Annotated in this window: 13 protein-coding genes; 11 read left to right on the forward strand and 2 right to left on the reverse strand. The window is 70.5% G+C overall.

Translation table 11 applies throughout. From position 1 onward, the window contains the following. The first annotated feature begins 120 nt into the window (after window positions 1-120). The 10 genes from ribD to ACFWDI_RS29550 all read left to right on the forward strand — a co-directional run bounded on the left by ribD (window position 121) and on the right by ACFWDI_RS29550 (window position 8703). Window positions 121-1206, forward strand: a complete 1086-nt coding sequence (gene ribD / locus ACFWDI_RS29505) for a bifunctional diaminohydroxyphosphoribosylaminopyrimidine deaminase/5-amino-6-(5-phosphoribosylamino)uracil reductase RibD (protein ID WP_385308544.1) — start codon at window positions 121-123, stop codon at window positions 1204-1206. After that, window positions 1207-1869 (forward strand): riboflavin synthase, encoded by a 663-nt coding sequence (locus ACFWDI_RS29510; RefSeq protein WP_385308546.1) that lies wholly within the window; start codon window positions 1207-1209, stop codon window positions 1867-1869. Beyond that, a complete protein-coding gene (locus tag ACFWDI_RS29515; protein ID WP_385308549.1) occupies window positions 1866-2519 on the forward strand; it encodes a nicotinamide riboside transporter PnuC in 654 nt (217 codons plus the stop codon). The genes ACFWDI_RS29510 and ACFWDI_RS29515 overlap by 4 nt, the downstream gene beginning before the upstream one ends. After that, window positions 2516-3856, forward strand: a complete 1341-nt coding sequence (locus tag ACFWDI_RS29520; RefSeq protein WP_385308551.1) for a bifunctional 3,4-dihydroxy-2-butanone-4-phosphate synthase/GTP cyclohydrolase II — start codon at window positions 2516-2518, stop codon at window positions 3854-3856. The genes ACFWDI_RS29515 and ACFWDI_RS29520 overlap by 4 nt, the downstream gene beginning before the upstream one ends. A gap of 24 nt (window positions 3857-3880) precedes the next feature. After that, entirely contained in the window at window positions 3881-4366 is a 486-nt protein-coding gene (gene ribH, locus ACFWDI_RS29525; protein WP_327322236.1) for a 6,7-dimethyl-8-ribityllumazine synthase, read from the forward strand. Window positions 4367-4447: 81 nt separating this feature from the next. Continuing rightward, on the forward strand, window positions 4448-4720 hold the full coding sequence (locus tag ACFWDI_RS29530) for a phosphoribosyl-ATP diphosphatase (protein WP_142215995.1): 273 nt from the start codon (window positions 4448-4450) through the stop codon (window positions 4718-4720). Between the two features lie 50 nt (window positions 4721-4770). Further along, entirely contained in the window at window positions 4771-5619 is an 849-nt protein-coding gene (gene hisG, locus ACFWDI_RS29535; protein WP_327322235.1) for an ATP phosphoribosyltransferase, read from the forward strand. Window positions 5620-5634: 15 nt separating this feature from the next. Further along, complete coding sequence (locus ACFWDI_RS29540; RefSeq protein WP_385308556.1) at window positions 5635-6093, forward strand: PH domain-containing protein; 459 nt, start codon at window positions 5635-5637, stop codon at window positions 6091-6093. Window positions 6094-6283: 190 nt separating this feature from the next. Next, window positions 6284-7624: a hemolysin family protein gene (locus ACFWDI_RS29545; RefSeq protein WP_385308558.1), complete on the forward strand. Its 1341-nt coding sequence runs from the start codon at window positions 6284-6286 to the stop codon at window positions 7622-7624. Further along, window positions 7621-8703, forward strand: a complete 1083-nt coding sequence (locus ACFWDI_RS29550) for a hemolysin family protein (RefSeq protein ID WP_385308560.1) — start codon at window positions 7621-7623, stop codon at window positions 8701-8703. Before ACFWDI_RS29545 ends, ACFWDI_RS29550 begins: the two co-directional genes overlap by 4 nt. 32 nt (window positions 8704-8735) lie before the next feature. Here the strand turns inward: ACFWDI_RS29550 and ACFWDI_RS29555 are convergent, their stop codons facing one another. Together ACFWDI_RS29555 and ACFWDI_RS29560 are read right to left on the reverse strand one after the other, a co-directional pair. Then, the gene (locus ACFWDI_RS29555; RefSeq protein ID WP_385308671.1) at window positions 8736-10628 is read right to left on the reverse strand and encodes an AAA family ATPase; all 1893 of its coding nucleotides are present in this window, start codon (window positions 10626-10628) and stop codon (window positions 8736-8738) included. 409 nt (window positions 10629-11037) lie between these two features. Beyond that, window positions 11038-11622, reverse strand: coding sequence for a uridine kinase (locus tag ACFWDI_RS29560; protein ID WP_385308562.1), 585 nt, complete (start codon window positions 11620-11622; stop codon window positions 11038-11040). 187 nt (window positions 11623-11809) lie between these two features. Between ACFWDI_RS29560 and ACFWDI_RS29565 the strand changes: the two genes are divergently transcribed. Further along, entirely contained in the window at window positions 11810-13171 is a 1362-nt protein-coding gene (locus tag ACFWDI_RS29565) for a peptidase C39 family protein (protein WP_385308564.1), read from the forward strand. Window positions 13172-13201 lie beyond the last annotated feature (30 nt).

Consider the following 13201-nt stretch of genomic DNA (forward strand, 5'->3'; position numbering starts at 1 on the left):
GCTGATCGCCGTACTCGGCGATCGGTGCGCTCGGCCTCGGCGTCGCTGTGAATCATTGTCCCGCTCTCTGTCGTCATCGACAGGCCCCGGAGTCCGTGCCCGAAGAGGCAGGAGGACCCGGTGGCCACCGCAGCCGACGCAGACGCCATGCGCCGAGCGATCCAGCTCGCCGCCCGCGGACTCGGCTCCACCAGCCCCAACCCGGTCGTCGGTTGCGTCATCCTCGACGCCTCCGGACAGCCTGCCGGTGCCGGCTTCCACCAGCGCGCCGGCGGCCCGCACGCCGAGGTCCACGCACTGCGCGAGGCCGGAGAGCGCGCACGTGGCGGCACCGCGTACGTCACCCTCGAGCCCTGTAACCACACCGGCCGCACCGGCCCGTGCGCCCAAGCGCTGGTCGAGGCCGGGGTCGGACGGGTCGTGTACGCGGTCGGCGACCCGAACGCGCAGGCCACCGGTGGCGCGGACACGCTGCGCGCCGCCGGAGTCCAGGTCGAGCAGGGCCTCCTCGCCGAACAGGCCGAGGCGGGCAACATCGCCTGGCTCACCTCCGTTCGCCTCGGCCGCCCCTACGTCCTGTGGAAGTACGCCGCGACCCTCGACGGCCGTATCGCCGCGCAGGACGGCACCAGCCGCTGGATCACCTCGCCCGAGTCCCGCGCTGACGTCCACCGGCTGCGCGCCGAGGCCGACGCGGTGATCGTCGGCTCCGGCACGGTCCGCGCCGACGACCCGCACCTCGCGGTCCGCGGCATCGAAGGCGCCGTCCAGCCGCTGCGCGTCGTCGTCGACACCGAAGGCACCGCCGTCAAGCCCGGCGCCCGCGTCCTCGACGACGCCGCGCCCACGCTGATCGCGGTCGCCGAGGACGCCGAGACCGCACTGCTCGATGTCGTACGGCTGCCTCGCGCGGCGCACGGCCTGTCCGTACCGGCCCTGTTGGAAGCCCTGTACCAGCGCGGCGTCCGCTCCGTGCTGCTCGAGGGCGGCCCGACGCTCGCCGGAGCCTTCGTCGCCGCGGGCGCCGTCGACAAGGTCGTCGGTTATCTCGCCCCCGTACTCCTCGGCGCCGGCCGCACCGCCCTCGCCGAGGCCGGAATCTCCACGATCACCGAAGCGTTGCGGCTCGACATGACGGAGACCGTCCGCGTCGGCCCCGATCTGCGTGTTACTGCCACCCCCGCCAAAGCCCCGAAGGAGCGCTGAGTGTTCACCGGAATCGTTGAAGAGCTGGGTGAGGTCACCGCCGTCGAGAATCTCGGCGACTCCTCCCGCTTCCGACTGCGCGGCCCCGTCGTCACCGAAGGCGCGAAGCATGGCGACTCGATCGCCGTCAACGGCGTCTGCCTCACCGTCGTGGACTTCGGCGACGGCGAGTTCACCGCCGATGTGATGGCCGAGACCCTCAAGCGCTCCAGCCTCGGAGCCCTCGAGGAAGGCTCCCGCGTCAACCTGGAGCGGCCGATGGCCGTCGGCGGCCGGCTCGGCGGCCACATCGTCCAGGGCCATGTGGACGGTACCGGCACCGTCGTCGAGCGGAAGCCCTCGGAGAACTGGGAGATCGTGAAGATCTCGCTCCCCGCCGACCTCACCCGCTATGTCGTCGAGAAGGGGTCGATCACCGTCGACGGCGTCAGCCTGACCGTCGTTGACGCGGGCCCCGACTACTTCACCATCAGCCTCATCCCCACCACCCTCGCGCTCACCACGCTCGGCATCAAGCAGAGCGGTGATCTCGTCAACCTCGAGGTCGACGTCATCGCCAAGTACGTCGAGCGACTGCTCGGCGCCGAGGCTGCGGACGCCGCAGACGCCGCAGACGCCGCGGACGCGGCGAACGCCGCAGAAACCAAGGAGACGGCCAAGTGAGCGCCCTGTCCTGGCTCAACGGAGAGGCCTTCACGGCCTTCGGCCAGCACATCATGTGGTCCGACATGATCGGCAACTCCATCGGTCTGATCGCACTCGCGCTCGGCTGGCGGCGCTCGATATGGACCTGGCCCGCCCAGTTCGCCTCCGGCGTCATCCTGGTCGGCGCGTACGCCTCCGCCCAGCTCAGCGGTGGCGTCGGCAAGCAGCTGCTGGTCATCGGCGTCGCCCTGTGGGGCTGGCGGCAGTGGACCAGCGGACGCCGGCAGGCCCAGGACGGCTCGATCGCCGTCCGCTTCGCCGACTGGCGCGAGCGCGGGGTGCTGCTGGCCGGTGCGGTCGTCGGCACCCTGGCCGTCGGCGGGCTGTTCACCCTCTACCCGTCGCTGTCCTGGAGCCCGTGGGCCGACGCGTACATCTTCGTCGGGACCCTGGTCGCGATGGTCGCCCAGGCCCGTGGTCTGGTCGAGTTCTGGTTCGCCTGGCTGCTCGTCGACATCGTCGGCGTTCCGCTGGCCTTCAACAGTGGCCTGGCCTTCTCCGGCCTGGTCTACGTGGTCTACTTCGCGCTCGTCCTGTGGGGCATGCGCGACTGGTGGCTGCGCTCCCGCGGGAGCGTCAAGCCTGCTCTGGAAGGAGTGGCAGCATGACCTCCCGCCCGTCACCCACCCCCGCCCTCGCCGAGGTGCTTCGCGCCGCCTCGCCGACACCCACCTGGTACTCCACCGACAACGTCGAGGACTTCGCCCTCGACCCGGTGGAGCAGGCCATTCGTGACATCGCCGCAGGACGGCCCGTCGTGGTCGTCGACGACGAGGACCGCGAGAACGAGGGCGACCTCGTCATCGCCGCCGAGAAGGCCACGCCCGAGATCATCGCCTTCATGATGAGCGAGTGCCGCGGCCTGATCTGCGCTCCCATGGAGGGCGAGGAGCTGGAGCGGCTGGACCTGCCGCAGATGGTCGAGCGCAACACCGAGTCGATGCGGACGGCGTTCACCGTCTCCGTCGACGCGGGCCCCGCGTTCGGCGTGACCACCGGCATCTCCGCGGCCGACCGCGCAACCACCCTCCAACTGCTGGCCGGCGGCCGGGCCGAGGCGTCCGACTTCGTACGTCCCGGCCATGTCTTCCCGCTCCGCGCCAAGCCCGGCGGGGTGCTGGTCCGCAACGGCCATACCGAGGCCGCCGTCGACCTGGCCCGCCTCGCCGGACTGCGCCCGGCCGGCGCGATCGTCGAGATCGCGGGCGAGGACGGCGTGATGCTGCGACTGCCCGAGCTGATCCCGTTCGCCCGCAAGCACGGACTGACGATCATCTCCATCGAGGACCTGATCGCGTACCGCCGCACCTCCGAGCCGACCGTCAAGCGCGAGGCCGAGGTAAATCTGCCCACCTCCTTCGGCCAGTTCACCGCCTACGGCTACCGCTCCACCGTCGACGGCGTCGAGCATGTCGCGCTCGTCCACGGCGAGATCGGCGACGGCGAGGACGTCCTCGTACGGGTCCACTCCGAGTGCCTGACCGGCGACATCTTCCACTCGCTGCGCTGCGACTGCGGCCCCCAGCTGCAGGCCTCCATGGAGCACATCACCGAGGCCGGCCGCGGCGTCGTCGTCTATCTGCGTGGCCACGAGGGCCGCGGCATCGGCCTGCTGTCCAAGCTTCGTGCGTACGAACTCCAGGAGCGCGGCCGCGACACGCTCGACGCCAACCTCGAACTCGGCCTGCCCGCCGACGCCCGCGACTACGCCGCGGGCGCGCAGATCCTGGAGGACCTCGGCGTACGCAGCCTCCGGCTGATGACCAACAACCCCGACAAGATCACCGCGCTCGTCCGCCACGGCCTCACGGTCCACGGCCGCGAGCCGATGCCCGTCCAGGCGGGCGAGCACAACCTCCGGTATCTGCGCACCAAGCGGGACCGGATGGGACACGACCTGCCCTGGCTCGACGCCTCCAGCGCGTCCGCCTGCAACAACCAGTAAGTCAGTAAGCGTCAAGGGAGAAACATGAGCGGCAAGGGTGCACCCGAACTGTCCGTACGCAACTGCGGCGACCTGCGGGTGGCGGTGATCGCGGCCCAGTGGCACGAGAAGGTCATGGACGGCCTCGTCGACGGCGCCCTGCGCGCACTGCACGAGCTGGGCATCGACGAGCCGACACTGCTGCGTGTCCCCGGCAGCTTCGAGCTGCCGGTGGTCGCCAAGGTGCTGGCGGGCCGCGGCTACGACGCGGTCGTCGCGCTCGGCGTCGTCATCCGCGGCGGCACCCCGCACTTCGAGTATGTGTGCCAGGGCGTCACCCAGGGCCTTACCCAGGTCTCCATCGACACCGGCGTCCCGATCGGGTTCGGCGTCCTGACCTGCGACACCGAGGAGCAGGCGCTGGACCGGGCCGGACTCGACGGATCGAACGAGGACAAGGGCCACGAGGCGGTCACCGCCGCCGTCGCCACCGCCACCACGCTGCGTACCGTCAGCGAACCCTGGCGCTGAGCGTTCCAACCGTCGCCCACCACCCCTTCCATGGAGGTGCTGCGCGTCCGCCTTTCTCCACCCCTTACGCTTGGGACCATCATGGCGAACAAAACCTTCGAAGAGCTCTTCGCCGAGCTGCAGCTCAAGGCGAAGAACGGCGACCCGGCCACCTCCCGTACCGCCGAGCTGGTGGACAAGGGAGTGCATGCCATCGGCAAGAAGGTCGTCGAGGAGGCCGCTGAGGTGTGGATGGCCGCCGAGTACGAGGGCAAGGAAGCCGCCGCCGAGGAGATCTCGCAGCTGCTGTACCACGTCCAGGTGATGATGGTCGCGCGCGGGATCTCCCTCGACGACGTCTACGCCCACCTCTGAGCACCGCCCCCGACTCCGTACGGAACACGCGAACAAAGGAAGCCCGTCTCATGCTGCGCATCGCCGTCCCCAACAAGGGTTCACTGTCCGGACCTGCGTCGGCGATGCTCCATGAGGCCGGCTACCAGCAGCGCAAGGAGTCCAAGGAGCTCGTCCTCGTCGACCCCGAGAACGAGGTCGAGTTCTTCTACCTGCGCCCGCGCGACATCGCGATCTATGTCAGCTCCGGCAAGCTCGACATCGGCATCACCGGCCGCGATCTGCTGCTGGACTCCGGCGCCAACGCCGAGGAGATCCTCCAGCTCGGCTTCGCCCGCTCCACCTTCCGCTACGCGACCAAGCCCGGCACCGCCACCGGAGTCGGCGACTTCGGCGGAATGACGGTCGCCACCTCCTACGAGGGCATCGTCGCCAAGCACCTCGCCGACGAGGGCATCGACGCCTCCGTCGTCCACCTCGACGGGGCCGTGGAGACCGCGATCCAGCTGGGCGTCGCGCAGATCATCGCGGATGTCGTGGAGACCGGCACCAGCCTGCGCAACGCCGGTCTGGAGGTCATCGGCGAGCCGATCATGAAGTCCGAGGCGGTCGTCATCCGCCGCACCGGCGCGCCCGCCGACGACCCCAAGGTGCAGCAGTTCCTGCGCCGCCTCCAGGGCGTCCTGGTCGCCCGCAGCTACGTGATGATGGACTACGACTGCCGGGTCGAGCACCTCGAGCAGGCCGTCGCCCTCACCCCGGGTCTCGAGTCGCCGACCATCTCGCCGCTGCACCACGAAGGCTGGGTCGCCGTCCGTTCCATGGTCGCGGCCAAGGAAGCGCAGCGGATCATGGACGATCTGTACGACCTCGGCGCTCGGGCGATCCTCACCACGGCCATCCACGCCTGCCGCCTCTGAAGGATGCCGGAAACCATGCCCGCCGCCGCACCTCAAGTCCCCGCGCTCCCGGTCACCTTCAGGCCGACCCGTACCCGGGTCGTTCTGCTGACCGTGGGCGTGGTGATGTTCGCCGTGATCACCGCCATCGCCCTGCTGCTGGAGAAGCTGAGCGCGGGGGAGCGGAGCAGCTTCGTCTTCACCGCCCTGGTCTTCTTCGGCGTACTGGCCCTGCTGAGCCGACCGAAGGTCGTCGCCGACGAGAACGGCGTCACTGTCGTCAATCTCACCCGTACGCGCCAACTGGAGTGGGCCGAGATCCTGCGGGTGAATCTCCGCCCCGGCGACCCCTGGGTCTTCCTCGACCTCAGCGACGGCACCAGCCTGCCCGTACTGGGCATTCAGCCGGGTATCGCCAAGGCGCACGCCATCAGTGACGCGCGCGCCCTGCGGGCCCTCGCGGAGAGCCGAGGCACCCGCCCGGACGAGGACTGAGCGGCGATGCCCCTGCCGCGTCCGCGGCTCACCTGTCTACTCTGGTGACGGTGGCGACAAGCGCGCCCCGCCCCGCACCACCCGGCCCCCAGCGGCCCGCGGGGCACCTGCGACCCGAGGAGTGACTCCCTCCAGCAATGGACGGATCGTCCGGTAGTACCTGCGCCGCCCCCTCCCAGGAGGCGGCGGCATGATCATCTCTCTTCTGCTGCTCGCGGCAGCGTTCCTCCTGATCCTCGCCAACGGCTTCTTCGTGGCGGCCGAGTTCGGCCTGGTCACGGTGGAGCGGCCCGATGCCGAGCGCGCCGCCGCCGAGGGCGACCGCCGCGCCCGCCGCGTCGTCAAGGCGCTGCGGGAGCTTTCCTTCCAGCTCTCCGGCACCCAGCTCGGCATCACCATCACCTCGCTCGTCGTCGGCATGCTCGCCGAGCCCGCGCTTGCCGGGCTGCTCCGCGGGCCGCTTTCCGCGACCGGGCTGCCCGAAGGGGCCGTCTCCGGGATCGCGGTGGTGATCGGGATGCTGCTCGCCTCCGCCGTCCAGATGGTGATCGGTGAGCTCGTCCCCAAGAACTGGGCGGTTTCCCGGCCGTTGCAGGTCGCGCGCTTCGTCGCCGGCCCGCAGCATCTCTTCTCGACCGTCTTCCGCCCGGTCATCACCCTGCTCAACACCGTCGCCAACCGTCTGGTGCGGATGCTCGGCGTCGAGCCCGCAGCGGAGCTGGCGTCCGCCCGCACGCCCGGTGAGCTGGTCTCGCTGGCCCGCCACTCGGCACGCGCCGGAGCGCTGGAGCAGGACACGGCCGACCTGTTCGTACGGACCCTCTCGCTCGGACATCTCACCGCGCAGCATGTGATGACCCCGCGGGTGAAGATGAGCGCGCTGCAGAGCGACGCCACCGCGGCCGATGTCCTCAATCTCACCCGCGCGACCGGTCTTTCGCGCTTTCCCGTCTACCGGGAGCGCATCGACGAGATCGTCGGCATGGTGCACCTCAAGGGCGCCCTGGCGGTACCGGTGGACGAACGGCAGCGCACCCGGGTGGACCGGGTCGCCGTCCCGCCGCTCCTCGTGCCCGAGACGCTGCCCGTGCAGCAGCTGCTGGAGCGGCTGCGCAGCGAGCAGCCCATCGCCGTCGTGGTCGACGAGTACGGCGGCACCGCCGGAGTCGTCACGCTCGAGGACATCATCGAGGAACTCGTCGGCGAGGTCCGCGACGAGCACGACGACGAGGCGGACGCCCAGCCCGAACTGGCCTCCGTGGCCTCGGAGGACGGCAACCCCGCCTGGGAGGCCGACGGCAGCTGCCGCGTCCTCACGCTGCGCCGGATAGGCCTCGATGTGCCCGACGGCCCGTACGAGACGGTGGCGGGCCTCGTCGCCGATCTGCTGGGGCGTATCCCCGCCCCCGGCGACCGGGCGGAACTCCCCGGCTGGCGGCTCTCGGTGCGCCAGGTGGACCGCTACCGGGCCGAGCGGGTGCGCCTGGTGCGCACCGCCGATGTCCCGGCCGTGCCGGAGGCCGTGCGATGAGCGTCCTCCAACTCCTTTTCGCCATACTCCTGGTCCTGGCCAACGGCTTCTTCGTCGGCGCGGAGTTCGCGCTCGTCTCCGTACGCCGCAGCCAGATCGAACCGCTGGCCGCGGAGGGCTCCTCGCGGGCCAGGCAGGTGCTGCACGGACTGGAGAATCTGCCGCAGATGATGGCCGCCGCGCAGTTCGGCATCACCATCTGCTCACTGACCCTCGGCGCGGTCGCCGAGCCGACCGTGGCGCATCTGCTGGAGCCGGTCTTCCAGGCCGCGCATCTGCCCGAGGGGCTGATCCATCCGCTGGGTTACGTCATCGCGCTGGCCGTGGTCGTGTTCCTGCACCTCGTCATCGGCGAGATGGTCCCGAAGAACCTGGCGATGGCCGCTCCCGAGAAGACCGCGCTCTGGTTCAGCCCGGGCCTGGTCACCTTCGCCCGGCTGTGCCGACCGGTCACGGTGGCGCTCGGCGCCTGCGCCCGGCTGGTGCTGCGGGCCTTCCGCGTCGAACCGAAGGACGAGGTGGAGGCGGTCTTCACCAGCGAGCAGCTGAACCGTCTGGTGGAGGACTCGGGCCAGGCGGGGCTGCTGGAGCCCGCGGAGCAGGAGCGGCTCGAGGACGCGCTGGAGCTGGGCAGCCGCCCGGTGAGGGATGTGCTGATCACCCGCTCCGCCCTGGTGACGGTCGCCCCGTCGGTCACCCCGCGCCAGGTCGAGGAGCTGACGGTATGCACCGGTTACTCCCGCTTCCCGGTCTGCGGGGAGGGCGAAGGCCCGTTCATGGGCTATCTCCATGTCAAGGACGTCCTCGACCTGGAGGAGAGGGAACGGGCCGTGCCCCAGCAGATCTGGCGCCCCATGGCGACCCTGCGGGCCGAACTCCCGCTGGACGACGCCCTCACCGTGATGCGCCGTGCGGCCACCCATCTCGCCCAGGTCGCGGACGCGTCGGGGCGGGTGCTGGGACTGGTCGCTCTGGAGGACGTCCTGGAAATGCTGGTCGGCGAGGTCCGCGACCCGTCCCACCGGGTGACGGTGCCCCGTGCGCCTGAGGCTGCCCTGGACACCGCCCTGGTCGGCTGAGGCCGAGGGCGTGTTTCAGAAGTAGCGCCGGCTCAGAGCGGCGGATCCTGCGGGTCGCGGTCCACCGGACCGCGGCCCGACAGGACCTCGCCGTACGCCTGCATCAGATCGGGCAGCCGCAGCGTGGCGAGATCCTCGCGGGTCGGTGTGCCCGGATATCCGGACAGCCGCAGATCCCGGTAGGCGCAGCTCTTCTCGTACAGCGTGCGCAGAAAACGGCCGTTGCCGAGCTCGTCGATCCAGCCCTGGTCGACCACATGGCCGCTGATGGAGCGCAGCTCCTCACGCACCTCGTCGTCCCACACATCGCCGTTCTCGGCGGCGAGCACTTCGCCGATGGCGGTCAGTTCGAGAGGGCGGTACGAGGGGAAGTCGACCCGGGTGGTGAAGCGTGAGGACAGCCCGGGGTTGGTGGCGAGCAGCCGGTCCATGCCCTCGGGGTAGCCGGCCAGGATGACCACCAGATGGTCGCGGTTGTCCTCGGCCCGCTTGAGGAGGACCTGGAGGGCCTCGTCGCCGTACGCGTCACCCTTGGTGTAGCCGGAGTTGAAGAGGCTGTACGCCTCGTCCACGAACAGCACTCCGCCGATCGCCGAGTCGATCAGCTCATTGGCCTTCACCGCCGTCTGGCCCAGGAACTCACCCACAAGATCGGCCCGTTGGGCCTCGACCAGATGGTCGCCGCCGAGCAGGCCCAGCGCGTAGAACACCCGGCCGAGGATGCGCGCGACGGTGGTCTTGCCGGTGCCGGACGGGCCGGAGAAGACAAAATGACGTTTCGGCGGCTGCACCGGCAGCCCCTGATCGGCGCGCAGCCGAGCCATCTTCAGCTGCGCGGACAACGCCTTCACCTGCCGTTTCACCGGCTCCAGGCCCACCATCCGCTCCAGCTCCGCGAGCGCCTCGGCGAGCAGCACCGGATCGGTGGAGCCCGCCGGGAACGGCGGCGGAGTGGGCTGCGCGGGGACGACTGCCTTCGGCCTCATGCCGCCGGGCGGGACGATCGGCACGGCGCCCGGGAGCTGGGTCTGCGGATCGGGGCCGAGCCGCGCCTCGGCCGTGAGCGGACTCTCCCCCTCTGCCTGCGCGTCCGCGGTGTCCTGCCCGAAGCCGGCCAGCGACACCGCCGCCAGTCCGGCCGACTCGTCGTACCCGTCGATCCCGTCGTACTCCGCGATCGCGGCCAGCCGCGCCGAGGTGTCCATGAAGGCCGGATCGATCCGGTGCACTGCCCGGTACAGCGGCAGGGCGGCGGCGCTGCGGCCGGTGCCCTCGTGCGCCCGCGCCAGCCAGTACCGCAGCTCCTTGCGCTGCGGCTGCTCGCTGCGGCAGCGCATCAGAGCGGCGGAGAGCAGCGGCTCGGCCTGCCCGTACATCTCCAGGCGTACCCGGGCCATCCCGCCGAAGAGCCCGGCCTCGATACCCAGCAGCGGATCGTTGATCAGCGGTTCGGTATGGCGTACGAGCTGCTCCCAGTCCTTGACCAGATACGCGCGGCAGGCGTGCAGAAAGCGCACCTGGGGGTCGGCGTCGACCGGTGGCAGACCCGCGAGGGCGCGGTCCAGCTCCGGCACATGACGGCCGTCGAGCCAGTGGGAGGCGTGGGCGAGCAGCAGATCACGCGGGCTCTCGAGTACCGGCTGGACCCACCAGCCCAGCCAGTACCAGGAGTTGAGGGTGCGGCGATGGCGGGCGCGCTGCTCGCCGAAGCGCTCGCGGCTGCGGTACATGCGCAGCAGCGCGGTGGTGGTGTCGACGCGCAGGGCGTGCAGTCCGAGCCAGCCGTCGGCCATCCCGGGATCGATCCGGACCGCGGCCCGGAACTCCTCCTCCGCCTGCGGATAGGCACCCATGGTGTAGGCGTCCACGCCGCGCACCCAGGCGAGGTCGGCCGGGGCCGGTGCGCCCTGCGTGCCGATGTCCATCAGGTCCCCCACAAAAAGTGCACCTGTGATGTCCCGCCGGGCGGGCGCCCGTCGGCAGCGTACTGAACCACCTTGCCGTGGACGGGAATTGACCCCACCGAGGTGCATCGTACCTGCGCAAAGGGTGTGCGACTAAGGGCACGACAAGCGCCCCGGTGACGGTGACCCAGGGTGAGCGGGAAGTGGGATGCGGCGCCGGGGAAGAGGGGGAGAGGGCAGAACGAAGCCCCCGATCACGGGGGAACAACCGGGGGCTTCGCGTCTGCGGCGGCTCCGGAAAGCCGCACATTGAGAACGTAAGACCTGTACGCCCCCTCGGTCAAGCAGAGTTGAGGCACTCTTGAGGGCGATTTCCGACCGCTCGGTATGCCAGGTAAAAGCAGTAACTGTACGTGATGATCCGGTTCGGTCACGCTGTCACAGAAGGTCCCTGGAGCCACTCGTACCCCTCCTGGCACTCGCGTACCAGGGCATCCGCGAACGGACGAGAAGGGTCCGCCAAGAAATGGCGTGTCTCCGCCATCGTCCAGCCGTCCCAGAATGCGGACAGCTCGCTCCCGTCCCGGTCCCGGCCCCGCTCCCAGGACTCCTGCGCGCTGCGCTCCATCCACAACAGCCTCGCGAGAAACGGGCGCAACGCCCGCCGCCCCGCCCCCACGCCCTCGATCAGCACGACAGGAGCCGCCTCCAGAGGGCGTGGGGGCCCGAAGCGGCGCAGATTCCAGTCGTACGGGTCGTAGTGCGCGGTCCTGCCGCGCGAGAGCGGACCGATCACCTGGGTCAGCATCCGGTCCGTCCAGGCGAAGAACTCCTCGTGGGTGGCCAGGTCGTCGAGATGCAGCACCGGCACGCCCTCGCCGAGCGCCGCCGCGAGCCGGGCCGCGAACGTGCTCTTCCCCGAGCCCGCGTGGCCGTCGACAGCGATCAGCCGCACGGGTCCGCACGAGGGTGAAAGTGCGCGCAGCGCCGTGGCCTGCCGATCGAGGTCGTCCATCCCGCCAGCCTAGGAGGCCCGCTGTCCAAGAGGCCCGCCACCCCGTGAGTGCGGGGCACCCCGCCGCAGGTCACGCCAGTGGACCAGACCAATATTGGTGAAGCGACGCGGTCCGAAGTGCTGGCAGAAGTCCGCCGGGACCCGCGATAGTTGCCCCACTGTCGCGCACCTGACTTTGGGGGGTCCCATGCCCAGACCTACTTCGCGCAGATCCGTGCTGAGCGCCGCGATCGCGGCAGCGGCGGGTGCGGGGGCGCTGTCCTCCGCCGCACCGGCGGCCGCCGCGCCGGCCGCGGAGGCCGGCCGTACCGGCTCCGTCCCGCTGGTCGACAACCAGTTCTGGACCTCGTACACCGACTGGCGCTGCGGCACCGCGTCCGGCACCCGAGCCGTCGCCGGCCGCCGCCCCGGACTCGTCATCGCCGCTCCCGCCGGCCGCACCGACTACACCGATCCGCACACCGGCACCACCGCGACCTGGGAGTACGCCACCTGGACCTCGCCCGTCCACCGCTCGCGGGTGCCCGCGACCGAGGCCATCGCCTCCTGGAACGCACACACCCCGGCCGGAACCTGGCTCCAGGTCGAGCTGCGCGGCAGTTACTCCGACACCACCTGGTCCCCCTGGTTCGTGATGGGCCGCTGGGCGGCGGGCGACGGGGACATCCGCCGGACGTCCCTCGACGACCAGAGCGACGGCAAGGCCAGTATCTGGACCGACACCTTCTCCATCGACGATGCGGCCGGCGGGCTGCGGCTGGTCTCGCACCAACTGCGGCTGACCCTCTACCGCAAGCCCGGCACCCGGCTCACGCCCACCGTGTGGCGGCTCGGCGCGATGGCCTCGGACATCCCGGACCGGTTCACCGTCCCCGCCTCCACGCCGGGACTCGCCCGCGAGCTGTCCGTACCGCGCTACTCGCAGAACACCCACGTCGGCCAGTACCCGGAGTACGACAACGGCGGCGAGGCCTGGTGCAGCCCCACCTCCTCGCAGATGATCATCGAGTACTGGGGCCGGAAGCCGTCGGCAGCCGACCTGGCCTGGGTGAACCCCGCGTTCGCCGACCCGCAGGTCTGCCACGCGGCCCGCTTCACCTTCGACTACCAGTACAACGGCTGCGGCAACTGGCCCTTCAACGCCGCCTACGCGGCCACCTTCAAGGACATGAGCTCGGTCGTCACCCGGCTCTCCTCCCTCACCGACCTGGAGACGCTCATCCGGGCAGGAATCCCGGCCATAACGTCTCAGTCCTTCCTCAAGGAGGAGCTGACCGGCGCGGGCTACGGCACCTCCGGGCATCTGATGACCGTGATCGGCTTCACGGCCGACGGCGATGTGATCGCCAACGACCCCGCGTCGCCCAGCAACGGCGCCGTACGCCGTGTCTACCGGCGCGCCGAGTGGGAGAAGATCTGGCTCCGCACCAAGCGCTACAACGCGAGCGGCAAAGTGGTCTCCGGCACAGGTGGCGTCTGTTATCTGTACTGGCCCGCCCATCCGACCCCCGCCCAGCGCCGGGCTCTGGAGGCCGTCGGTATCCGATGAGGCACCTGCCGGCCCCGGGCGCTGTGACGC

Source organism: Streptomyces sp. NPDC060064 (assembly GCF_042736455.1).
Classification (GTDB): domain Bacteria; phylum Actinomycetota; class Actinomycetes; order Streptomycetales; family Streptomycetaceae; genus Streptomyces.